We start from the raw sequence: 23,535 nt of genomic DNA, 5'->3' as shown, positions 1-23,535 counted from the left end.
CCGCACTCCGCCGGCGCCGGACGCCCTCCCCGGGCGCCGGGCACCGGCCGGGTACGGGGCGTAACGCGTTTTCCGCCGCCGGCCGGTGATCCGGGTGCGCGCGGGGGAAGGGGTGCGCGAAGGGGGAGGGCGCGCGGACGGCTCAGAGTGCGCGGACGCCTCGCCGCCATACGCCCGCGACCAGCGGGACGCCGGGGCGGTAGGCCAGGTGGACGTGGCTCGGGGCGTCGAGGAGGACGAGGTCGGCGCGGGCGCCGGGGGTGATGCGGCCGATGTCGGTGCGGCGCAGGGCCGCCGCACCGCCCGCGGTGGCCGACCAGAGCGCCTCGTCCGGCGTCATGCCCATGTCCCGCACGGCGAGCGCGACACAGAAGGGCACCGAGGACGTGAAGGACGACCCCGGGTTGCAGTCCGTGGACAGCGCGACGGTGGCGCCCGCGTCGAGCAGCCGGCGGGCGTCCGGCCAGGCCGCCCGGGTGGAGAACTCGGCTCCCGGCAGCAGGGTCGCCACCGTACGGCTGTGGGCGAGGGCGTCCACGTCGGCGTCGGTGAGATGCGTGCAGTGGTCGGCACTGGCCGCGTCGAGTTCGACGGCGAGCTGCACGCCGGGGCCGTGGGAGAGCTGGTTGGCGTGGATGCGCGGGTGCAGGCCCTTGGCCCGGCCCGCGGTGAGAACGGCGCGTGCCTGGTCGCCGTCGAAGGCGCCCCGCTCGCAGAAGACGTCGATCCAGCGGGCGTGCGGCGCGCAGGCGTCCAGCATCTTCCCGGTGACCAGGTCCACGTAGCCGGCCGGGTCGTCGGCGTACTCCGGGGCGGGGATGTGGGCGCCGAGGTAGGTGACCTCGTCGGTGTGGCGGGCGGCCAGCCTCAGCGCGCGGGCCTCGTCCTCGGTGGTCAGTCCGTAGCCGGACTTGGTTTCGATGGTCGTGGTGCCCTGCCGCAGCGCCTCGGTGAGGAAACGGGTCAGGTTCGTCTCGAGTTCCGCGTCGCTCGCGGCCCGGGTGGCGGCGACGGTGGTGCGGATACCGCCCGCGCTGTAGGGGCGGCCGGACATCCGGGCGTTGAACTCGTCGGTGCGGTCGCCCGCGAAGACCAGGTGGGAGTGCGAGTCGACGAAGCCCGGGATCACGGCCCGGCCTTCGGCGTCGACCCGGTGGTCGGTGGCGGGTGCCCTGCCTGATTCGCCGGTCCACACGATGCGGTCGCCGTCGATGACGACGGCCGCGTCCCGGACCAGTCCGAGAGGGGACGTTCCCCCGCTCCCGGGGGTGCTCGCGCGGGAGGGCCCCCGTCCGAGGGAGGGGTCGTTGGTGACCAGCGTGGCGATGTTGACGATGGCGGTGCTGCTCATGGCGTCCTCGTGGATGGCGGGGCGGGTACGGGGCTGCGGTGGCCGGTCCTCGGGCGCCCGGTGGCGTTGCGCCCGGGTGGCGTCGCGGCCGGGTGGCGTCGCGGCCGGCGGCGTTCAGGGCCTCAGCGCCTCGACAGCGCGCGCGAGGGCGTGCGGCACATCGGGGACGAGGGTGTGCGCCCCGTCGCGTACGACGTGCCGTCCCGCCACGATCGTGTGCCGTACGTCGGCCGCCGTCGCGGCGAACACGGCGGTCTCGGCGCCGAGCCGGGGCAGTGGCCCCGCTGTTCTGACCGACTCCAGGGTGAGGGTGGTCAGATCGGCGGGGGCGCCGGGTTCGATGGTGCCCGCCCCGTCCCAGCCGAGGGCGGCGTGCCCGTCGGCGGTGGCGGCCCTCAGCAGGGCGTTCGCCGTCCAGTGACCGCGGGTGCGGGTGCGCAGGCGCTCGTTCAGCTCCAGGGCGCGCGCCTCCTCCAGCAGGTCGATGACGGCGTGGCTGTCCGAGCCGAGGGAGAGCGGGGAGCCCCGGCGCTGCAGGGCGGCCGCGGGGCCGATGCCGTCGGCGAGGTCGCGTTCGGTGGTGGGGCACATGCAGGTGCCGGTGCCGCTGTCGCCGAGGAGCGCGATGTCCCGGCCGGTGAGGTGCGTGCTGTGGATGCCGGTGGTGCGCGGTCCGAGCACGCCGTGGTCGGCGAGCAGGCGGGTCGGGGTGCGGCCGTACGCCTCCTGGCAGGCCTCGTTCTCGGCGGTCTGCTCCGACAGGTGCACGTGCAGCGGGGCCCGCCGCTCCTGTGCCCAGCGGGCCACGGTCGCCAGCTCCCGGGCGGGCACGGCCCGTACGGAGTGGATGGCGGCACCGATCCGCGCGTGGTCCTGTTCCTCGAGGAGTGAACAGCGTTCGGCCCAGGCCTCGGCGGTGCCGTCGCTGAAGCGGCGCTGGGGGGTGGTGGGCGGCTCGCCGAAGCCGGCGGACAGGTAGGCGGTGTCGAGGAGGGTGATGCGGATGCCGGCCTCGGCGGCGGCCGCGACGAGGGCCTCGCCCATGGCGTTGGGGTCGGCGTACGGGGTGCCGCCGGGGGCGTGGTGCAGGTAGTGGAACTCGCCGACGGCGGTGATGCCGGCGAGCGCCATCTCCGCGTACACGGCGCGGGCGAGCCGGTGGTAGCTCTCGGGGTTCAGCCGTTCGGCGACCGAGTACATCACCTCGCGCCAGGTCCAGAAGGTGCCGGCGCCGACCTGGACGGTGCCGCGCAGAGCGCGGTGGAAGGCGTGCGAGTGGGCGTTGGCCAGCCCGGGGAGGGTCAGCCCGCGCAGGATCTCGGCCCCGGGGGGCGGGGTGGGGACGCCCGGGGTGACGGCGGTGACGCGGCCCACACCCCGGGCGCCGCCGCCACCCCGGGCGCCGACGGTCACGGCCACACCCGGCTCGACCCGGTCGCCGAGCCAGGCGTGCTCCAGCCAGTACGTCCGCCCGGCGGCCGGGCCGGCCGCGGCGCTCGCCGTGGTGCCGCTGTCCTGTGTCACCCGTACACCAGTCCCTCCAGTACGTCGGCGAGCGCGGTCACCCCGGCCAGGCAGTCGTCCTCGGCCGCGTACTCGGCCGGGGAGTGCGAGACGCCCGTGGGGTTGCGCACGAACAGCATGGCGGTCGGAATGCTCGCGGAGAGGATCCCCGCGTCGTGTCCGGCGCCCGTGCCGAGGACGGGAATCCGGGCCGGCGCCTGCCCGTCGTCCGCCTCCCGGCCCAGGATGCGGGCGAGTTCGTCGCGCAGGGCGTGGTCGAAGTCGACGACGGGCGTGCGGGACTCGCGGACCACGTCCAGGTCCACGCCGTGGGCGGCGGCGTGGTCCCGGGCCGCCTTCCCCACCCCGGCGACCACGGTGTCCAGGCTCGTCTGGTCGGCGGCGCGGGAGTCGAGCCAGCCGCGTACCAGGGAGGGGATGGCGTTGACGCCGTTCGGCTCGACTGCGATCTTGCCGAAGGTGGCGACGGCACCGGCGAGTTCGGCCTCGCGGCGGGCGGCGAGGACGGTCTCGGCGTAGGGCAGCATGGGGTCGCGGCGGTCGGCCAGGCGGGTGGTGCCGGCGTGGTTGGCCTCGCCGCGGAAGTCGAACCGCCAGCGCCCGTGCGGCCAGATGGCACTGGCGATGCCGACCCGGTCACCGGACAGGTCGAGGGCACGGCCCTGTTCGACGTGCAGTTCGACGAAGGCACCGATGCGGGCGAGCCGTTCGGGGTCGGCGCCGATGGCGTCGGGGTCGTGTCCGGCGGCCTCCATCGCCCGGGGCAGGGTGATCCCGTCGCCGTCGGTGAGGCGGTGCGCCCGGTCGCGGGTGAGCTGTCCGGCGGTGAGCCGCGAGCCGACGCAGGCGAGCCCGAAGCGGGCACCCTCCTCGTCACCGAAGTTGACGATGCCCAGGGGGCGGGGGAACGGATCCCGGGGCCGCCGCCGGGTGCCGTCCTTCCCCCCTCTCCGGCGCAGTTCGTCGAGGGCCGCGAAGGCGCAGACCACGCCGAGGGGACCGTCGAAGGCTCCGCCGTCCGGCACGGAGTCCAGGTGGGACCCGGTGACGACGGCGTCCCCGTCGGCGGGGTCCCCGAGCCAGGCCCACTGGTTCCCGTTCCGGTCCACGTCGAGCCGCAGTCCACGCCGTTCGGCCTGCGCGGCGAACCAGGCCCGGCATTCGGCGTCCGCACCGGTCCAGGCATAGCGCCGGTAGCCGCCGGAGCCGGGGTGGCGGCCGAGAGGGAGCAGCTCACGCCACATCTCCTGGAAGGTGGGGGGCACGGGAGGCCCGGAGGGCCCGGTCACGCGCCCTCACCCTCGCGGCCCGCCCGTACCCCGGCCCCTTCGGCCTCCTCTGCCCCCTCGGATCCCTCGCGCATCGGTACCCGTACGCCCCGCTCCGACGCGACCGAGTCCGCGAGGTCGTAGCCGGCGTCCACATGGCGGATGACGCCCATGCCGGGGTCGTTGGTCAGGACCCGCCGGATCTTCTCGCCGGCGAGCTTCGTGCCGTCGGCGACCGTCACCTGGCCCGCGTGCAGGGAGCGGCCCATGCCGACGCCGCCTCCGTGGTGGACGGAGACCCAGGAGGCCCCGGACGCCACGTTCACCATGGCGTTGAGCAGCGGCCAGTCGGCGATCGCGTCGGAGCCGTCGAGCATGCCCTCGGTCTCGCGGTACGGGGAGGCGACGGAACCGCAGTCGAGGTGGTCGCGGCCGATGACGACGGGGGCCGACAGTTCCCCGGAGGCGACCATGTCGTTGAACCGCTCTCCTGCCTTGTCCCGCTCGCCGTAGCCGAGCCAGCAGATGCGCGCGGGCAGGCCCTGGAAGCGGACCCGCTCCCCGGCCAGGCGCATCCAGCGGGCGAGGGACGCGTTCTGCGGGGAGTCGGCCTCGGGGAAGAGGTCGAGGACGGCCCGGTCGGTCTTCGCGATGTCGGCGGGGTCGCCGGACAGGGCGGCCCAGCGGAAGGGCCCCCTGCCCTCGCAGAACAGCGGGCGGATGTAGGCGGGAACGAAGCCGGGGAAGGCGAAGGCGCGCTCGTATCCGGCGAGTCGGGCCTCGCCGCGGAGGGAGTTGCCGTAGTCGAAGACCTCGGCCCCGGCGTCCATGAAGCCGACCATCGCCTCGACGTGCCGGGCCATGGACTCGCGGGCGCGGGCGGTGAAACCGGCCGGGTCCTCGGCGACGGCGTCGGCCATGTCCTCGAAGGCGATCCCGGTGGGCAGGTAGGCCAGCGGGTCGTGGGCGGAGGTCTGGTCGGTGACGATGTCGACGGGGGCGCCCCCGGCCAGCAGCCGCGGGACCACGTCGGCGGCGTTGCCGAGCACACCGACGGACAGCGGGCGGCGGGCGTCACGGGCCTCGGTGGCCAGGCGGAGGGCGTGGTCGAGGGAGTCGGCCCGCACGTCCAGGTAGCCGTGTTCGATGCGGCGGTCGATGGCGCGCGGGTCGCAGTCGACGCAGAGCGCGACACCGTCGTTCATGGTGACGGCGAGCGGCTGGGCGCCGCCCATGCCGCCCAGTCCCGCGGTCAGGGTGATGGTCCCGGCGAGGGTGCCGCCGAACTTCTTCGCGGCGACGGCGGCGAATGTCTCGTAGGTGCCCTGGAGGATGCCCTGCGTGCCGATGTAGATCCAGGAACCGGCGGTCATCTGCCCGTACATGGTCAGGCCGAGGGCCTCCAGGCGGCGGAACTCCTCCCAGTTGGCCCAGTCCCCGACGAGGTGGGAGTTGGCGATGAGGACGCGTGGGGCCCATTCGTGGGTCTGCATGACGCCGACGGGACGGCCGGACTGGACGAGCATCGTCTCGTCCTGCTTGAGGGTCCTCAGGGTGCGGACCATGGCGTCGAAGGAGCGCCAGTCGCGGGCCGCCTTGCCGGTGCCGCCGTAGACGACGAGCCGGTCGGGGTGCTCGGCGACCTCGGGGTCGAGGTTGTTCTGCAGCATGCGCAGGGCGGCCTCCTGGGGCCAGCCCAGGGCGCTCAGGTGCGTGCCGCGCGGGGCGCGGACGGGCGGGCGGGGTTCTGACATGGTCTGCCTCCTGGTGGCCGGCTCCCGCACTTACTACAGTTATTCACACCTTCACAGACTGAATAGGGTCAGTCAATGCGTGCGGCCGTGTCGGCGCGGAGCACCCGACGGTGCTTGGCTGAGGACATGGGCGCCGACACGAGCAGGGGAACGGGCACGGGAGACGACGGCGGAGCGCCGGAGGCGGGCCACGGCGAGCACGACGGGCGGGTGGCGGGGGCCGGGCGGGCGGCCCGGCGGAACGCGGCGGTGCGGGCCGCCGTGGCGCAGGGACTGCTCGGTCCCGCGCACCCCCTGGTGGCGCTGCTCGACGTCACGGGCATCCGGGAGTCGGCGACCGAGCTGCGGGAGGCCTTCGCGGCGGTGACACCGTCCGGCACCCCCGTGCTGCACGCCTTCGCGGTGAAGGCGACCCCGCTCGTACCGGTGCTGCGGCTGCTGCGCGCGGAGGGCGTCGGGGCCGAGGTCGCCAGCCCCGGCGAGCTGGCCCTGGCGCGGGCCGCGGGGATGCCTCCGGCCCGGACGGTGCTGGACTCGCCCGCCAAGACACCGGCCGAGCTGCGGGAGGCGCTGGCCCTGGGCATCGCCGTCAACGCGGACAACCCGCAGGAGCTGGCGCGCATCGACGCCCTGGTGGCCGACGCCCCAAAACGGTCGGCCGGTCTCCGCTCCCCTCTCGGCATCCGGGTGAACCCGCAGGTCGGCGGTGGCACCATCGAGGCGCTGTCCACCGCCACGACGACCTCGAAGTTCGGTGTGGCACTGCGCGACGAAGGGGCGCGGGAGTGGGTCGTGCGGGCGTATCTCGACCGGCCGTGGCTGACCCGGCTGCACACGCACACCGGCTCCCAGGGCGTCGCCCTGCCCCTGATGGCCAGGGGGGTGGCCCAGACGTACGCACTGGCCGAGGAGATCAACCGGCGCGCGGGACGGCAGCAGGTCGACACCGTCGACATCGGGGGCGGGCTGCCGGTGGACTTCACCTCCGACGCGGCCGGTCCGACGTACGCGCGGTACGCGCGGCTGCTGAAGGAGACCGTGCCGGGGCTGTTCGACGGGCGGTACGGGCTGGTCACCGAGTTCGGGCGGTCGCTGCTGGCGAAGCACGGCACGGTCGTCGCCCGGGTGGAGTACGCCAAGAGCGCCGGCGGGCGTCCGGTCGCGGTGACGCACGCGGGCGTGCAGGTGGCCACGCGGACGGTGTACGCGCCGGGGGCGTGGCCGCTCAGGATCGCCGCGTACGACGCCGAGGGGTGGCCGAAGGAAGGCCCGGCGGTGGCGCAGGACGTGGCGGGACCGGCCTGCTTCGCGGGCGACCTGCTCGCCCGGGGGCAGCCGCTGCCGCTGCTGGAGCAGGGCGACCACGTGGCGGTGCTGGACACCGGCGCGTACTGCTTCGCCCACCACTACGGGTACAACTCGCTCCCCCGCCCGGCCGTCCACGGCTTCACCGCCGGCAGCCCCGGCCAGGTCACGTTCGCGCTCGTGCGCCCGGCTCAGACCGTCGAGGAGATCGTGGCCGAATCGGGTGGCGCCCACCCCGACGCCCTGACCACCTGACCACCAGGCCGGGCCGGGCCGGGTCAACCGAACCGAGCAACGCCCAGCCACATCAGCCGGGCTCGGCCGGAGCCTGGCAGGGCAGAGCAGGGCGGGGCCCGGCAGGGCAGGGCCTGGTAGCACCGAACCAGGCCAGGCCAGGTCAACCGAACCAAGCAACGCCCAGCCACATCAGCCGGGCCGGAGCCAGGGGCGGGCCGGAGCCGGGCCGGGTCAGGTCAGGGCCGACGCCCTGCGGCGGGCGCCGCCCGGGGTCGCGTCGCCCGCCGCGATGCCCGTGGTGCGGTAGCCCTTGACCGCCTTGCCGGCCGGGCTGCCCGCGCCGCCGTTCAGCCAGTCGACCCGGACCCACAGAAGGATCTCGTCGGCCTGCTCCAGACGGCCGATCCAGGACGCCTTCAGCCACAGGCCGGCACCGCACCCGGCAAGCAGCAGACCGCCCGCCGCGGGCACCGCGAACCCGCTGCCCAGGGCGGCGAGAAAGGCCAGCAGCAGCCACCAGCGGTGCCGGCGCCGCCAGGTGCGCACGCTGACCGCGCGGTCCTGGAGCACGTCGTGCTTGCCCGCCCGCACCGCCGGCCGGGCCAGCTCGCGGTACCGCCCGCGCCGTGCGTACGCCACCACGGCCAGGGCCAGGAGGAACAGCGCGGCCCCGGCCGAGACGCCGATCCGGCGGCCGGTCAGCCCCGGCACCAGCAGGCCGATGCCCGCCGCGCACACGCCCAGCCACCACAGGGGCGCCGCCCCGGCCCGTACGACCACGGCCACCCGAGCCAGCCCCTGCCCTCCGCGCATCTGTCCTCCGCGCATCACGTCCAGCCTCCCGTCCCACTGCAGTGGAGCGTCCGTAGGGTCCGGAGCGCAGATTAGTGACTCGAGGTGAGAGAAATCTGAGATACCGCACAGGGACCCGCGCCCGGCGCCGTCACTCCACGAACAGGCCGCGCGTCGCCGCCTTCGTGTCGAACTCCTCCAGGCGGGCCTGGGCGTCGGGCAGGGCGTCGCACATCGCCTCCAGCAGCACCCGGCCCAGCAGCATCGGCGCGCACGCCGTGTCGAAGGCGAGCCCGGTGCCGACGGCGGCGGGCAGCAGCAGGTCACAGACCTTGGCCACCGGCGCGAAGGCGGAGTCGGCGACGGTGACGACGGTCAGCCCCGTCTCCTTGGCGTGGGTGAGGGCGTCGACGACCTCCCGGGGGTGCCGGGGCAGCGCGAAGCAGAGCAGGGCTCCGGCTCCGGCCGCCGCGGCGGCGTCGATGCGGTCGTGGAGCATGGTGCCGCCCTCGTTGAGCAGCCGTACGTCGGGGTGGACCTTGGCGGCGAAGTAGGCGAAGCCGTGGGCCTGTGCCGCCGCCGCGCGCAGCCCGAGCACGGGCAGCGGCCGGCTGTCCGCGAGGATCCGCCCCGCCCGGCGCACGGGCTCCGGATCGGCGAGCACCTCGGCCAGGTGCCGCAGGTTCTCGATCTCGGCCTCGACGGCCTGCTGGTACTCGTTGTACGAACCGGCGTCCGGCGCCGGCGGCCCGGAGGGCACGACCTCGCGCAGATGCCGCCGCAGCGCGGGATAGCCGTCGAAGCCGAGGGCGACCGCGAAGCGGGTCACGGAGGGCTGGCTGACGCCGGCCAGGTCGGCCAGTTCCACGCTGGACAGGAACGGCACGTCGGCGGCGCGCCGCACCATGCTGTGCGCGATGCGCCGCTGCGTCGGCGTCAGCCGGTGCCCCTCGAACAGCGCCTGCAGGCGCGCGGCAGGCCCTTCGGTGACGCTCATGACGTGGCTCCCCCTCGACCTGTTCACCGGCTGTCCGGCTGCCCACACGGCCTATTCACCCACCGTGCTTCCTGCATGCCGTTATACAGGCGCACGCGGGGCGCGCACGACCGGGAGGGGGCAGCCCCCCGCCGACAGGGGGGGGCTGCCCCCAGTGCCCCGGGCGGCCGGGCTGCCTACCGTGGTCCGTATGACCGGAATGGATGCGCGGGACACCGATCTGAAGAAGGAACTCGACGCCACCCTGCGGGCCCGCGGGGAACTGGGCGACGAGTACGAGTCCGCGCTGGTCGACTCGTTCCTGGAGAAGGTCGACCAGCGTATCGACGGTGCGGTGGAGCGCCGGGTGCGCCGGCAGCTCGCCGAACAGCAGATGACGGTGGCCCGGGACTCCCGGTCGCCGAAGGCCACGGACACCTGGGGCGAGCGGTTCGGCTTCGGGATCGTCTCCCTGGTCCTGGCGGTTCCGCTGTCCGCGATCGGCGGCGGCCTGGCCGGTCTGCCCGGCCTGCTGGCCGCCTGGCTGGGCATCGTCGGCGTGAACGTCGTCCAGGCGGCCCGCAGCAACCCGGGCCTGTTCGGCCACCGCGGGCAGCGGCGGCAGGACGACGCCTGGGAGGACTGAGCACGGGGGGCACACGGGCCGGGGGCGGGCACACGGGCCGGGCGCGGAGTACCGCGCGCGGGCGGCCGAACGGGATCGCGGGATGCCGAACGGGTTGACGCGGGGACCACCGCACCCCCGTTACCGGGGGGCGGGACGACGGTGGTCCCCGCGTAGCGACGCGGGCCGGTCGGGCCGGGTCTCGCGTCTGGCGTCCATGGAGGTCCGGGAGCCGCTCCGGAGGTCCTGTGACGCCGTTCCCTGTCGGCCGGGAAGGGGAGCCGCTCCCTGCCCGCCGACAACGACCAATCTGCCGGACCGGTGTTAAGCGAGTGCTGCGCGCACGTGACGCCCACGTACCACTTCCGCGAAGTCCACGAAGATCACGTACGGCCCGGCTCCCGGCGTTCACGGCCGGTTCGCTCCCGGACGGCGGGCGCCGGCCGCCCCTGGACGTCCTGCCCGCCGGCCGTCCGCCCCCGCCCCCGTCAGGTGCCGACGGTCACTTGCCGTCCCTGGCGAGGAAGGAGAGCAGGTCCTGGCGGCTGACCACACCGGTCGGCCTGCCCTCGACCAGGACGATCGCCGCGTCGGCCTTGCCCAGCACGGCCATCAGGTCCGCGACCGGCTCACCGGAGCCGACCTGCGGCAGCGGGGCGGACATGTGCTTCTCCAGCGGGTCGTCGAGCGAGGCGCTCTTGCTGAACAGCGCGTCCAGCAGTTCCCGTTCCACCACCGAGCCGACGACCTCGGCGGCCATCACGTCCGGGTGCCCGGCGCCCGGCTTGACGACCGGCATCTGCGAGACGCCGTACTCGCGCAGCACCTCGATGGCCTGCCCGACGGTCTCGTCGGGGTGCATGTGCACGAGGGACGGCATGTGGCCGCCCTCCTTGTGGTCGAGGACGGCGCTGACCCGCGCGCTCGGGCCGGTGTCCTCGAGGAAGCCGTAGTCGGCCATCCACTCGTCGTTGAAGATCTTGCTGAGGTAGCCGCGTCCGCTGTCCGGGAGCAGCACCACCACGACGTCGTCCTCGCCGAGCCGCTCGGCGACCCGCAGCGCCGCGACCACGGCCATGCCGCACGATCCGCCGACGAGCAGGCCCTCCTCCTTGGCGAGGCGCCGGGTCATCTGGAAGGAGTCCTTGTCGGACACGGGGACGATCTCGTCCGCGACGGTCCGGTCGTAGGCGGTCGGCCAGAAGTCCTCGCCGACGCCCTCCACCAGGTAGGGCCGCCCGGAGCCGCCGGAGTAGACGGAGCCCTCGGGGTCGGCGCCGATCACCTGGACGCGGCCGTCGCTGACGTCCTTGAGGTAGCGCCCGGTCCCGGAGATGGTGCCGCCGGTCCCGACGCCGGTCACGAAGTGGGTGATCTTCCCCTCGGTCTGCTCCCACAGCTCCGGGCCGGTGGAGTGGTAGTGGGAGAGCGGGTTGTGGGGGTTGGAGTACTGGTCCGGCTTCCAGGCCCCCGGCGTCTCACGGACCAGCCGGTCGGAGACGTTGTAGTAGGAGTCGGGGTGCTCGGGGTCCACGGCGGTCGGGCAGACGACCACTTCGGCCCCGTACGCCCGCAGTACGTTGATCTTGTCCAGGGAGACCTTGTCGGGGCACACGAAGATGCACTTGTACCCCTTCTGCTGGGCCACGATGGCCAGGCCGACGCCGGTGTTGCCACTGGTCGGCTCGACGATGGTGCCGCCCGGCCGCAGTTCTCCGCTCTTCTCCGCCGCCTCGATCATGCGCAGGGCGATACGGTCCTTCACCGATCCGCCGGGGTTGAAGTACTCCACCTTGGCCAGGACGGTCGCCCCGATGCCGTGGGTGACGTTGTTGAGCCTCACCAGCGGGGTGTTGCCGACGAGGCTGATCATCGAGTCGTGGAATTGCACCGTTGTCTCCGGATGCTGCAAAAGGTGTGGTTGAAGTGGTGATGCCAGCCTAGAGCCTGCTCCGGGCCCTGTCCGTGAACTCGAACCCGCAACCGCAACCGCCCCCGTGACCGTCCCCCGGGCCGCCCCGGCTCGACCCGGCCTCCCGGACCGTTCACCCACCGCGAAGATTGGATCACGGTCCGTACGGGGCAAGCACTGGGTGTACGGCAGTGAGGCTGTACGGCGGTACGGCTCGAAGGAGGTGGCGGCGAGGCATGACGAGGATGTCGAGGGCGAGGGTGGCCCGGCGGATCGCGGCCGGTGCCGCGTACGGCGGCGGGGGCGTCGGCCTGGCCGGCGCGGCCGGCGTCGGGCTGCTGCTGGCCGAGGTCCGGCTGGCGCGACGCCGTGTGGGCAACGGCAGGAGCCCGAACGCACCGAACGCGGACGGACTGTACGGCGCCGTCTACACGGTGCCCGGGCTGCCGGCGCTGCGGCTGACGATGCTGGGCGACTCCACGGCCGCCGGCCAGGGCGTGCACCGGGCCGGTCAGACCCCGGGCGCGCTGCTGGCGTCGGGGGTCGCGGCGGTCGCGGAGCGGCCGGTGGGGCTGAGCACGGTGGCGGCACCCGGGGCCTGCTCCGACGACCTGGACCGGCAGGTGACACGGGCCCTGGCGGATCCGTCCCGGGTGCCCGACATCTGCGTGATCATGATCGGCGCCAACGACGTCACGCACCGCGTGCCGCCCGCGCTCTCCGTCCGTCACCTGTCGGCGGCGGTGCGCCGGCTGCGCACGGCGGGTGCGGAGGTCGTCGTGGGCACCTGTCCCGACCTGGGCACGATCGAGCCGGTCCAGCAGCCTCTGCGCTGGCTGGCCCGGCGGACCTCCCGGCAGCTGGCGGCGGCCCAGACGATCGGCACGGTCGAGCAGGGCGGGCGCACGGTGTCGCTGGGCGACCTGCTCGGCCCCGAGTTCGCCGCGAACCCCCGCGAACTCTTCGGCCCCGACAGCTACCACCCCTCCGCCGAGGGGTACGCCACGGCGGCCATGGCCCTCCTGCCGACGGTCTGCGCCGTGCTCGGCCTGTGGCCGGCCCAGGACGAGCGGCCCGACGCCGCCCGCCGCGAGGGCTTCCTCCCCGTCGCCCGGGCCGCGGCCGAGGCCGCGTCGGAGGCGGGCACCGAGGTCACCGCGGCCCTGCCCGCGGGCCCGAGGGGCCCCTGGGCGCTCCTCAAGCGCCGCAAGCGCCGCCGGGTGCGGGAGCCGGAGGTTGGGGCACGGTCCGCTCCGGTGGAGGAACCCGCGGGACCCACGGGGCCCACGGAATCCGGGGAGGCCCAGGCCAAAGCAAGCGCTTAGTAAATTGCGGCCAGTGTCACACCGCGCGCCCCGTGACCCCGCCACTACGTCCGGGTAACTTCCCATCCAGCCCTGTCCAACCACCCGGTAGCCCCAGGAGCCGTAATGCCCGAAGCCGTGATCGTTTCTGCCGCCCGTTCCCCCATCGGCCGCGCCTTCAAGGGCTCCCTCAAGGAGGTGCGCCCGGACGACCTGACCGCCTCGATCATCCAGGCCGCCCTCGCCAAGGTCCCCGAGCTGGACCCCGGGGACATCGACGACCTGATGCTCGGCTGCGGCCTCCCCGGCGGCGAGCAGGGCAACAACCTCGGCCGCATCGTCGCCGTGCAGATGGGGATGGACCACCTCCCCGGCTGCACCGTCACGCGCTACTGCTCGTCGTCCCTGCAGACCTCCCGCATGGCGCTGCACGCCATCAAGGCCGGCGAGGGCGACGTCTTCATCTCGGCCGGTGTCGAGACGGTCTCCCGGTTCGCGAAGGGCAACTCCGACAGCCTGCCCGACACCCGCAACCCCTTCTTCGCCGAGGCCGAGGCCCGGACCGCCGCCGTCGCGGAGCAGGAGGGCACCACCTGGCACGACCCGCGCGAGGACGGCCTCGTCCCGGACGCCTACATCGCGATGGGCCAGACCGCCGAGAACCTGGCGCGCCTGAAGGGCGTCACCCGCCAGGACATGGACGAGTTCGGCGTCCGCTCGCAGAACCTGGCCGAGGAAGCCATCAAGAACGGCTTCTGGGAGCGCGAGATCACTCCGGTGACGCTGCCCGACGGCACGGTCGTCGCCAAGGACGACGGCCCGCGCGCCGGCGTCACCCTGGAGGGCGTCTCGGGCCTCAAGCCCGCCTTCCGCCCCGACGGCATGGTCACCGCCGCCAACTGCTGCCCGCTCAACGACGGTGCCGCGGCCCTCGTCGTCATGAGCGACACCAAGGCCCGCGAGCTGGGCCTGACCCCGCTCGCCCGGATCGTCTCCACCGGCGTCTCCGGCCTCTCCCCCGAGATCATGGGCCTCGGCCCGGTCGAGGCGTCCCGGCAGGCGCTGCGCCGCGCCGGCCTCACCATCGACGACATCGACCTGGTGGAGATCAACGAGGCGTTCGCCGCGCAGGTCATCCCCTCCTACCGCGAGCTCGGCATCCCACTGGAGAAGCTGAACGTCAACGGCGGCGCGATCGCCGTCGGCCACCCGTTCGGCATGACCGGCGCACGCATCACCACCACGCTCATCAACTCCCTCCGGTTCCACGACAAGCAGTTCGGGCTGGAGACGATGTGCGTCGGCGGCGGGCAGGGCATGGCCATGGTCATCGAGCGCCTCAGCTGACCGGATCGACCACCCCTGCCGCGAGACCGCAGGAGCGCGCAGAGTGGCCGGAAGGGAACGTTCGGTGAGGCCTTGGCCCGGGACCCCGCACCATCGGGGCTCCGGGCCGTTCCGTGATCCAATCTCCCCCAGGATGTGACCTATCTCCCTCACCGCGGTGATTCGCGCAGGTCAGAGCCCTGCCCTCACCCGGCCCGGAAACCACACTCTGTCCGTTTCGTGACGTTACGCACTGACAGATGGTTAGTCCACCCTTCAAGCTGATGTAGGAAGTCGGGGGTCGACTTTGAACCGGGAGTACGTCAGTGAGCGCCATGCCGATCGCCCTGTTGGTCACCACGGCCGCAACCGGCGCCGTGGGCGTCGCTGTCCTGCGCAGCATTCTGGTGCTGCGCCGACAGGTCGCGGCCCTGCACGCCGAGCTGGTCAAGGACCGCGCCGCCGCCACGCGCGCTCTCCTGCCCGCCGCCCGCTCCGCCCACGCCGACGAGATACGCGCGGCCGTGGCCGAGGCGCTCGCGGAGGAGCGGGAGCGGGAGCTCGCCGAGGCGCGGGCGTTCTGGGCCGCCCAGGAGGCGCGTGACGTCTCCGACGCGCCGCCCCTGCTGGGCCTGGCCGACAGTGAGCTGTTCATGCCGCGGCAGGCCGACCTCACGGGTCTGGAGCAGGGGACCGAGCCGGGCGCCGACGCCGACGAGTACGCCCCGAAGGACTTCGTCCAGGGCGTTACGCCCACCGAGTCCCCGGAACTGGCCGCGGCCCGCCGCCGCCACCCTTCGCACCCGGACTTCGTGCCGAACGCGTCGCCGGTCGTCAACGACCACGAGCGCACCGTCTCCACGCTGGAGGAGCTGGCCTCCTGCGAGGTGGAACTGACCGACGTCCGCCCCGGCCCGCTGGGCACCCTGGACGTCTACGTCTTCGCCGACGGCACCACGCTGTGCATGACGCCGGGGCACCGGGAGACCGCCGAACGGCTGGCCGCGGCGGTGCGCGAGGGCCGGAGTCCGTTCCTGCTGGGCGGTTCCGGCGTCTCGGGCGCGTACACCCTGACCTTCGCCTGCGGCGAGGAGAACGTCTACATCCTGGCGGACCGCGTCATCGCGTCCCTCTGAGCCGCCCGTTCCGGCCTGTCCGCCCGGCCCTCGCGCCCTGCTTCCAGCCCGTGCCTTTTCCGCGCCGGTGTGCGCCCGGACCGTTCCCGGCCCTACACCCCGGCGCGTTTCTGCGCCTCCTCCACGAGCCGTAGCGCCTCCGCCACCTCGTCCTCGTCCTCCAGCACGAGCGCCAGGTCGTGACCGGCGACGGTGATCTGGTCGGCGGCGGCGAACATGCCCGCGTCGGGCATCTCGCGGGGCTCGGTGCCCGGCTCCTCCACGCGCTGGGTCCACAACGCCAGTTCCCTGGCCAGGGCGAGCGCCTCGGCGGCGGCCCCCCGCTGGAGCCGGCTCTGCGGCGCGGCCCGCAGGCGGTCGGCGAAATGATCCACGGCACGGGTGAGAGGCGTCGTATCAACCACGCGGTGAGCGTACGCGGCACGACAGGACTGTTGCCAACGGGCGGCCGCTCGGGCACGGTGATCTGAAGGACCGGCTCACACCCCTGCGCTGGAGGCGCCGATGTCCCAAGTCCTCTCCGAGGAGACCCACCGCAACATGCTCGCCCGCATCCCGCAGTGCACCGGTCGCGAGATCTCCGACTGGCTGCGCACCGTCGAGGAGGAAGGCCCGTCGCTCTTCCGCTTCGAGGAGAAGGTCAGCTGGCTCCGCCACGAGTACGACCTGGCGTACGGCCACGCCAAGGCGATCGTCCACGAGTACGACCTGAGAAGGGCCGCGCGCAATCTGCGCTGAGCCCGCGCCCCGCCCGCCACCCACCCCGTCCGCACCACGGCAAGGGCCCCGGGTGAACCCGGGGCCCTTGCCGTGCGTACCTGTGGATCAGACGCGTCGAGCGCTGGTCACCGGCCGCTAGTCACTGCTGTTGAGGATCGCGATGATCCTCAGGAACTCCAGGTAGAGCCAGACCAGCGTCAGCGTGAGGCCGAAGGCCGCGAGCCACGCCTCCTCGCGCGGGGCACCGTAGGCGAGGCCGTCCTCGACCTGCTTGAAGTCCAGGGCGAGGAAGCAGGCACCGAGGATGATGCCGACGACACCGAAGATGATGCCGAGCGGGCCGCTGCGGAAGCCGAGGCCGTCACCGCCGCCGAACACCGCGAACAGCAGGTTCACGGCCATCAGCAGGATGAAGCCGAGCGCGGCCGCCATCACGAAGCCGTAGAAGCGGCGGTTGACGCGGATCCAGCCCGCCTTGTACGCCACCAGCACACCGACGAAGACCGCCATGGTGCCGAGCACGGCCTGCATGGCCGCACCGTCGGCGATGCGGTTGTCGACGACGCTGGAGATGACGCCGAGGAAGACACCCTCGAACGCGGCGTACGTCAGGATCAGCGCGGGTGCCGCCTTGCGCTTGAAGGCCTGCACGAAGCCCAGCACCATGGCGATCAGCGCGGCGCCGATGCCGATGCCGTAGGACCGGCCGAGGTTGGCGTCGTCCACGGGCAGCAGGGCCCAGGCGAGCGCGGCGAAGACGACGAGCACGCCGAGCGTGGTGCCCGTGCGCATGACGACGTCGTCGATGGTCATCCGGTCGGCGGCGGCGGGCGCCTGCGGCGGCGCGCCGTGCTGCACGTCCTGCTGACCGTACGGGTTCTGCGCGTAGGGGTTCTGCGCGTACGGGTTGCCGGTGGGCTGCGCGTACGGGTTGCCCTGCGTGGCGACAGCGGGACCCCCGGCCTGCGGCGCGGTGTTGAAGCCCGCGTAGCCGTTGTCGCGGCTGAACCCCCGTCGCGAGAAGACCGGGTTTCTGCTCCTCATTTCACTCCTCCATGGCCACACAGCATGGCCTTGGGCTCAAGAGTAATAGGTAAGCAAAGGAATGACCCCCATGCCTGAGAAGGATCTTTCCCTCGTCGTGCTGCACAACACGCTACGCGACCATGCGATTCCCCTCATCGCAGGGAACCGAACCATGACCGACCTGGTACCCGCCCGGGACCGGCCGGAGATCACCCGCTCCCGCCACCGGCGGCGTCCTCGCCGGCGCCTCCCCGGGCCCCGTCCCGGTCCTCCTCCCCGATGCCTGCCCGATGTCTCCCCGGCGCCTCCCCCGACGGTCACGTGCCGGCCGGAGACGTCGGGGGCCGCGGCCCCGGCACCGGGACGCGCACGGGCGTCGCACCGCTTCGGCCCTCGTCGTGACCGCCCGGCACCGCTTCACCCCCCCGTCGTGACCGCCCGGCACCGGAGCCGGCCCCCGGCCCCGGAACCCGCCGCCGGTGCGGACGGCCGGGCCGGGGGCCCGCGGGACGCGATACGGCGAATCGGAGGGAGGCCCGCGCACCCGGGCCGGCTTCGCCGGCGCGTGGCCGGAAGGTGTCACCGTCGCCCAGCACGCCGTCCACCCCGCACCCCCACGCCCGGACGGCACCGTCCCCGCCTCGCCGGGAGGAGGTCCGTCGCGGACCATGCCTGACGTACCGTCGGGTGCGAACGCCTCCTCGCCCAGCGGGCGGAGACGGCCGAGAGAGCAGGAGCCGTGGCAACGGTGGTGCCCGGAGCCGGACTTGAACCGGCACGCCCCCAGCAGGGGCAGCGAGGTTTAAGCTCGCCGTGTCTGCATTCCACCATCCGGGCAGGCCATGGGCTCCGCGTCGGGCCCCCCGACCCTATCGGGACCCCTCCCCCGAACTGCGGGGTGGTGAGCCGATGTTGTCTTATTTTATTGACGCCTGAGGGTGTATCAGGCCACGGAAACTGCCATCAGCACATGCCACCAGCCTTGCGTGCGGGGGCCGGCGGTGCGTGCGGAATGACGGAATTTCACCGCCCGAACAAGGGCACTCCACCCGTTCCCACGACATCCGGCGTCCTGCGGCCTCCTCCCGGCCCGCGGACGCCCCTCCTCGCTCAGGGTCCGCCGTCAGACCCAGGTATGACGGCGGACCCGGTGGTCCCCCTCAGGTCGCCCCCCGGAACCGGAGCAGCGGGTGACTACACGGCGGCGGGCGGGCGCGACGATGGACACCGTCCCCTTCCCGTGCAACGCCGTTCCGTCAGGAGTGCCCATCCCGTGACCACCGCACCCATCGCCGACCGGACCACCGCCGTGGCCGCGCGCGCCACGGAGCTGTCGAAGACCTATGGCCAGGGCGAGACCCGGGTGGTCGCCCTCGACCAGGTCTCCGTGGACTTCCGGCAGGCCGAGTTCACCGCGATCATGGGCCCCTCCGGCTCCGGCAAGTCCACGCTGATGCACTGCGTGGCCGGGCTCGACACGTTCTCCGCCGGTTCCGTGCGCATCGGCGACACCGAGCTGGGTTCCCTCAAGGACAAGCAGCTGACCAAGCTGCGCCGGGACAAGATCGGCTTCATCTTCCAGGCGTTCAACCTGCTGCCGACCCTGACGGCCCTGGAGAACATCACCCTCCCGATGGACATCGCGGGGCGCAGGCCGGACAAGCAGTGGCTCGACACCGTGATCCGGATGATCGGACTGTCCGACCGGCTGAGCCACCGGCCCTCGCAGCTGTCCGGCGGTCAGCAGCAGCGCGTCGCCGTGGCACGGGCACTCGCCTCCCGGCCCGAGATCATCTTCGGCGACGAGCCCACCGGCAACCTCGACTCCCGTTCCGGCGCCGAGGTGCTCGGTTTCCTGCGCAACTCCGTGCGCGAGCTGGGGCAGACGGTGGTCATGGTGACCCACGACCCGGTCGCCGCGGCCTACGCGGACCGGGTGGTGTTCCTCGCGGACGGCAGGATCGTGGACGAGGTGCACGGACCGACGGCCGACTCGGTGCTCGACCGCATGAAGCAGTTCGACGCCAAGGGCCGCACCAGCTGAGGTGCCGTCACCCCTCGTGGTGAACCGCCCCCGCCCCTGCTGACGCCCCGCACCCCCCACCCGTACGACTGGACTCGAGAAGACACCCATGTTCCGTACCGCCTTGCGCAACGTGTTCGCGCACAAGGCCCGGCTCCTGATGACCGTGCTCGCCGTGATGCTCGGCGTGGCCTTCGTGTCGGGAACCCTGGTCTTCACCAACACCATCTCCGACGCCCTCCAGAAGAGCTCCGCCAAGGGCTTCGACCACGTGGACGTCGCCGTCGCCCCCGGCTGGAAGGACGCCGAGGGCGACAAGCTCGGTGAGGCCCACGAGCTGACCGCGGCCATGGTCGAGGACAGCGCCCGGGTGCCCGGCGCCGCGCGGGCCATCGGGGTCGTCACCGGGTTCACCGCCATGGCCGACCGGGACGGCAAGCTGATCGGCGACGGCTTCCAGTCGCAGGGCGGCAACTACTGGGGCACCGACGACCCCCGCTACCCGCTGACCGAAGGGCACGCCCCGAAGGGCGCGGACGAGATCCTCATCGACGCCGAGACCGCGAAGCGCACCGGCTACCAGGTCGGTGACACCGTACGGATGTCGGTCGACGGCCCCGTCCTCGAACCGGTCGTCGCCGGCGTCTTCACCACCGACGACGGCAATGTCGCGGCAGGCGGCAGCCTCGTGCTGTTCGACACGGCGACCGCGCAGAAGCTGTTCGACAAGGAGGGCACGTTCGACGAGATCGCCGTCAAGGCGAAGGACGGCGTCTCCGACGCCGCGCTGCGGGCGGAGCTGGACAAGGCGCTGCCGGCCGGCGCCGTGGAGACCACCACCGGCACCAAGCTCGCCGAGGACCAGGCGAGCATGATCGCCTCCTCGATGGAGGGGATGAAGCAGAGCCTGCTGGTGTTCGCCGGCATCGCCCTGTTCGTCGGCACGTTCATCATCGCCAACACCTTCACGATGCTGGTCGCCCAGCGCACCCGGGAACTGGCGCTGATGCGCGCGGTCGGCGCCTCCCGCCGGCAGGTCACCCGGTCGGTGCTGCTCGAGGCGTTCGTGGTGGGCGCGGTCGCCGCCGTGGTCGGACTGCTCACCGGTATCGGCATCGGGGCCGGGCTGCAGGCCCTGATGGGGACGTTCGACGCGTCCGTGCCCGCCGGACCGCTGGTCGTCACTCCGGGCACCGTCGGCACCGCGTTCGCGGTCGGCGTCCTGATCACCATGCTCGCCGCCTGGCTGCCCGGCCGCCGGGCCGCGAAGATCCCGCCGGTGGCGGCGATGAGCTCCGTGCACGCCAAGGCGACGACCAGGTCGCTCGTCCTGCGCAACACGCTGGGCGCGCTCGTCTCGGGTGCCGGCATCGCGGTGGTCCTCGCGGCCACGACGATGAGCGGCACGGACGGCCAGGCCCCCATGGGCATCGGCGCGGTGCTGCTGATCATCGGCGTGTTCATCCTGACCCCGCTGCTGTCCCGCCCGCTGATCGCCGCCGCGGCGCCGGTGCTGCGCGTCTTCGGGGTGTCCGGGAAGCTGGCCCGGCAGAACTCGGTGCGCGACCCGCGCCGTACGGCCGCGACCGCGTCCGCGCTGATGATCGGACTCACCCTGATCACCGGCATGACGGTGGTGGCGGGCAGCCTGCAGAACGCCATCGACAAGATGGCCGCCTCCTCGATCGAGGCCGACTACGTGGTGTCGATGGCGAACGGCAACTGGCTGTCGCCGGACGTCGAGCGGGCCCTGAAGCAGTCCGACGGCGTCACCGCCACCAGCCCGCTGCGCAACGCGGCCGTCCGCATCGACGGCGGGACCGACTCCGTCACCGGCGTCGACGGCGCCTCGATCGGCGAACTGACCGACTTCCCGGTCCTCGACGGCGCCTTCGAGGTGACCGGCACGCGGGTCGTCGTCGACCAGGAGACGGCCGAGGAGTACGGCTGGAAGGCCGGTTCGCGCTTCACCCTCACCTACGAGGACGGCAGGAAGCAGGAACTGGCGGTCGCCGGTGTCTACGAGGGCAACGAGATGTTCCGCGGCATCATGCTCGACACCGCGACCCTCGCCCCGCACCAGTCGGACCCGCTCGACATGCAGGTCATGGTGAAGACCTCCGGCGGTGCCTCCGACGCGGTGAAGGACGGGCTGGTGGAGGCCCTCGGCACCAACCCCGGAATCAAGGTGAAGGACAAGAAGGACATCTCCAACGAGCTGGCGTCCACGCTCACGCTGGTTCTGAACATGGTCTACGGGCTGCTGGCGATGGCCGTGCTCGTCGCGGTCCTCGGGGTCGTCAACACCCTGGCCATGTCGGTGTTCGAGCGTTCCCAGGAGATCGGCATGCTCCGCGCGATCGGCCTGGACCGCAAGGGCGTCAAGCGGATGGTCCGCCTGGAGTCCCTGGTGATCTCCCTGTTCGGCGGGGTGCTCGGCATCGGCCTCGGCGTGTTCTTCGGCTGGGCGGCCGGCCGGCTGGTGGGCTCCACGGTGGCGACGTACGAACTGATCCTGCCCTGGGACCGGCTGGCGGTCTTCCTGCTGCTGTCCGGCGCCGTGGGCATCCTCGCGGCACTGTGGCCGGCCCGGCGGGCGGCACGGCTGAACGTGCTCGGGGCGATCAAGGCCGAGTAGCCATCGGCGGCCGGAGGGTGGAGCAGTACGGGGGGCGGGGCGCGGGCCCTGTTCCGGTGGCCGAAGCCGGCTCGGCGTCGGTCGCCGGACCAGGGCCCTTCGTCGTGCCGGGTGCCATCCGAGGGGCGGAGGGACGGGCACCGCTCCGTCAGTTCCAGGTGCGGGCGCGCAAGGGGAGACCGGAGGTGCCGGATCCGGGGGTCCGCACGGCCAGGACCTGGTTGACGCCGAGGCGGTTGCGTTCGAAGGCGAGCGCGGAGGCGGCCATGTACAGCAGCCAGACGCGGGCACGGCCGGGCCCCGCGAGGGAGACCGCCCGGTCCCAGTCGGCCTCCAGGTTCGCCACCCAGCGGCGCAGGGTGAGTGCGTAGTGCTCGCGGATCGACTCGACGTCGCGCGTCTCGAAGCCGGCCCGCTCCAGCAGGGACACGGTGGTGCCCACGAGGGCGAGTTCACCGTCGGGAAAGACGTACGCGTCGATGAACGGGGTCAGTTCGTACTCCGTCTCGTCCCGCTGCGGGCGGCGCGCGATCTGGTGGTTCAGCAGCCGCCCGCCGGGCCTCAGGAGGCGGTGCAGAGCGGTGGCGTACTCCAGATAGCGCGGGGAGCCGACGTGTTCGGCCATGCCGATCGAGGAGATGGCGTCGTAGGGGCCGTCCGTGACGTCCCGGTAGTCCTCGACGCGGATCTCGACGCGGTCGGTGAGTCCTTCTTCGGCGACGCGCTTGCGGGCGTACCCGGCCTGCGCCTGGGAGAGGGTGACGCCGACGACGCTCACGCCGTGCTCGCGGGCGGCGTGGATCGCCATGGAGCCCCAGCCGCAGCCGACGTCCAGCAGCCGCTGCCCGGGCGTCAGGGCGAGTTTGCGGCAGACGAGTTCGAGCTTGTCGCGCTGGGCCTGTTCGAGGGTCGCCCGCGGCGGCGGGGCGGGCCAGTAGGCGCAGGAGTACACCATGGACGGGCCGAGGACGATCTCGTAGAAGTCGTTGCCGACGTCGTAGTGGTGGCTGATGGCCCGCCGGTCGCTGTGCTTGGTGTGCAGGCCGCGGCGGGGCCTGCGGACCTCCTCCGGGGGCGGGCCGGGCGGCAGCGGCGGGCCGGCCAGCGCGGCGAGGCCGCGGACGGCGGAGCGGACGCCCGGGTCACGCAGGGACCGGGCGAGGGTGGGGGCGTCCTCGCCGCGCTGCCAGACGAGGCCGGCGATGGCGTCGAGGGCGGTGTACAGGTCGCCCTCGACGCCGAGGTCACCGGTCACCCAGGCGCGGGCGAGGCCGAGTTCGCCCGGCTTGAACAGCAGGTGGCGCACGGCACGGCGGTTGCGTACGACGAGGATCGGGGCGGTGGGCGGACCGGCCTGTGATCCGTCCCAGGCGCGGATGCGCAGCGGGAGGGGCGCCCCCACCAGCTGTTCGACAAGGCCCTTCAGCCGCGGAGCGGCGTCTCTCATGGTGTACACCTCCGATAGGGCCGTCCCCTGCTCGAGCGAGGTCGAGAGCCTGGGGAGGGGAAATCCCGGAATGTCCTCACCAAGAAAACACCCACGGGGCGCACGGCACCCCCCGGCGCGCGTCATGAGTGGGCAAAACGCGGAAAGGGCCGCCCGCACCACGGATGGCGG

Annotated in this window: 18 protein-coding genes and 1 tRNA gene; 8 read left to right on the top strand and 11 right to left on the bottom strand. The window is 73.1% G+C overall.

All coding sequences use genetic code 11. The features are described 5' to 3' along the window. Positions 1-142 precede the first annotated feature (142 nt). The 4 genes from hutI to hutU form a co-directional block, all read right to left on the bottom strand. The gene (gene hutI / locus ORI94_RS32275; protein WP_266082209.1) at positions 143-1,351 is read right to left on the bottom strand and encodes an imidazolonepropionase; all 1,209 of its coding nucleotides are present in this window, start codon (positions 1,349-1,351) and stop codon (positions 143-145) included. 114 nt (positions 1,352-1,465) lie between these two features. Further along, positions 1,466-2,875, bottom strand: coding sequence for a formimidoylglutamate deiminase (locus ORI94_RS32270; protein ID WP_266082207.1), 1,410 nt, complete (start codon positions 2,873-2,875; stop codon positions 1,466-1,468). Beyond that, positions 2,872-4,119, bottom strand: a complete 1,248-nt coding sequence (locus ORI94_RS32265) for an allantoate amidohydrolase (RefSeq protein ID WP_266082250.1) — start codon at positions 4,117-4,119, stop codon at positions 2,872-2,874. The genes ORI94_RS32270 and ORI94_RS32265 overlap by 4 nt, the downstream gene beginning before the upstream one ends. 41 nt (positions 4,120-4,160) lie before the next feature. Beyond that, entirely contained in the window at positions 4,161-5,897 is a 1,737-nt protein-coding gene (hutU, locus tag ORI94_RS32260) for a urocanate hydratase (protein WP_266082205.1), read from the bottom strand. Positions 5,898-6,023: 126 nt separating this feature from the next. Here hutU and ORI94_RS32255 point away from each other — a divergent pair, with 126 nt between their 5' ends. After that, positions 6,024-7,457, top strand: a complete 1,434-nt coding sequence (locus ORI94_RS32255) for a diaminopimelate decarboxylase (protein ID WP_266082204.1) — start codon at positions 6,024-6,026, stop codon at positions 7,455-7,457. A 213-nt stretch (positions 7,458-7,670) separates the two neighbouring features. Here the strand turns inward: ORI94_RS32255 and ORI94_RS32250 are convergent, their stop codons facing one another. Together ORI94_RS32250 and ORI94_RS32245 are read right to left on the bottom strand one after the other, a co-directional pair. Then, complete coding sequence (locus ORI94_RS32250) at positions 7,671-8,267, bottom strand: hypothetical protein (RefSeq protein WP_266082202.1); 597 nt, start codon at positions 8,265-8,267, stop codon at positions 7,671-7,673. Between the two features lie 115 nt (positions 8,268-8,382). Further along, positions 8,383-9,228, bottom strand: coding sequence for a MurR/RpiR family transcriptional regulator (locus tag ORI94_RS32245; protein ID WP_266082200.1), 846 nt, complete (start codon positions 9,226-9,228; stop codon positions 8,383-8,385). Between the two features lie 190 nt (positions 9,229-9,418). Between ORI94_RS32245 and ORI94_RS32240 the strand changes: the two genes are divergently transcribed. Then, positions 9,419-9,853 carry a hypothetical protein gene (locus ORI94_RS32240; protein ID WP_266082198.1) on the top strand — a complete coding sequence of 145 codons (435 nt, stop codon included), beginning with the start codon at positions 9,419-9,421 and terminating at the stop codon, positions 9,851-9,853. 481 nt (positions 9,854-10,334) lie between these two features. On the opposite strand, the gene ORI94_RS32235 is transcribed toward ORI94_RS32240, so the two are convergent. Next, a complete protein-coding gene (locus tag ORI94_RS32235) occupies positions 10,335-11,723 on the bottom strand; it encodes a cystathionine beta-synthase (protein ID WP_266082196.1) in 1,389 nt (462 codons plus the stop codon). A gap of 257 nt (positions 11,724-11,980) precedes the next feature. On the opposite strand from ORI94_RS32235, the gene ORI94_RS32230 reads away from it, so the two are divergent. The 3 genes from ORI94_RS32230 (at position 11,981) to ORI94_RS32220 (ending at position 15,510) form a co-directional block, all read left to right on the top strand. After that, entirely contained in the window at positions 11,981-13,069 is a 1,089-nt protein-coding gene (locus tag ORI94_RS32230) for an SGNH/GDSL hydrolase family protein (RefSeq protein WP_266082194.1), read from the top strand. Positions 13,070-13,174: 105 nt separating this feature from the next. Beyond that, positions 13,175-14,395, top strand: a complete 1,221-nt coding sequence (locus tag ORI94_RS32225; protein ID WP_266082192.1) for an acetyl-CoA C-acetyltransferase — start codon at positions 13,175-13,177, stop codon at positions 14,393-14,395. A 305-nt stretch (positions 14,396-14,700) separates the two neighbouring features. Continuing rightward, positions 14,701-15,510 carry a hypothetical protein gene (locus tag ORI94_RS32220; RefSeq protein ID WP_266082190.1) on the top strand — a complete coding sequence of 270 codons (810 nt, stop codon included), beginning with the start codon at positions 14,701-14,703 and terminating at the stop codon, positions 15,508-15,510. Between the two features lie 92 nt (positions 15,511-15,602). Here ORI94_RS32220 and ORI94_RS32215 read toward each other — a convergent pair whose 3' ends face one another. Continuing rightward, entirely contained in the window at positions 15,603-15,914 is a 312-nt protein-coding gene (locus tag ORI94_RS32215; protein WP_266082188.1) for a hypothetical protein, read from the bottom strand. Positions 15,915-16,014: 100 nt separating this feature from the next. On the opposite strand from ORI94_RS32215, the gene ORI94_RS32210 reads away from it, so the two are divergent. After that, on the top strand, positions 16,015-16,248 hold the full coding sequence (locus ORI94_RS32210) for a DUF4287 domain-containing protein (RefSeq protein WP_266082186.1): 234 nt from the start codon (positions 16,015-16,017) through the stop codon (positions 16,246-16,248). 117 nt (positions 16,249-16,365) lie between these two features. Here the strand turns inward: ORI94_RS32210 and ORI94_RS32205 are convergent, their stop codons facing one another. Together ORI94_RS32205 and ORI94_RS32200 are read right to left on the bottom strand one after the other, a co-directional pair. Then, the gene (locus ORI94_RS32205) at positions 16,366-17,274 is read right to left on the bottom strand and encodes a Bax inhibitor-1/YccA family protein (RefSeq protein WP_266082184.1); all 909 of its coding nucleotides are present in this window, start codon (positions 17,272-17,274) and stop codon (positions 16,366-16,368) included. Positions 17,275-18,005: 731 nt separating this feature from the next. Beyond that, positions 18,006-18,093: transfer RNA gene (locus tag ORI94_RS32200), tRNA-Leu, on the bottom strand. A 436-nt stretch (positions 18,094-18,529) separates the two neighbouring features. Between ORI94_RS32200 and ORI94_RS32195 the strand changes: the two genes are divergently transcribed. Both ORI94_RS32195 and ORI94_RS32190 read left to right on the top strand, forming a co-directional pair. After that, complete coding sequence (locus tag ORI94_RS32195; RefSeq protein ID WP_266082182.1) at positions 18,530-19,300, top strand: ABC transporter ATP-binding protein; 771 nt, start codon at positions 18,530-18,532, stop codon at positions 19,298-19,300. 88 nt (positions 19,301-19,388) lie between these two features. Next, complete coding sequence (locus ORI94_RS32190) at positions 19,389-21,917, top strand: ABC transporter permease (protein WP_266082181.1); 2,529 nt, start codon at positions 19,389-19,391, stop codon at positions 21,915-21,917. Between the two features lie 148 nt (positions 21,918-22,065). Here ORI94_RS32190 and ORI94_RS32185 read toward each other — a convergent pair whose 3' ends face one another. Next, entirely contained in the window at positions 22,066-23,364 is a 1,299-nt protein-coding gene (locus tag ORI94_RS32185) for an SAM-dependent methyltransferase (protein WP_266079146.1), read from the bottom strand. Between the last annotated feature and the right edge of the window lie 171 nt (positions 23,365-23,535).

The sequence above is a fragment of the Streptomyces sp. NEAU-W12 genome (assembly GCF_026242095.1).
Lineage (GTDB): Bacteria > Actinomycetota > Actinomycetes > Streptomycetales > Streptomycetaceae > Streptomyces.
This window is presented reverse-complemented; position numbering and strand designations above follow the sequence as displayed.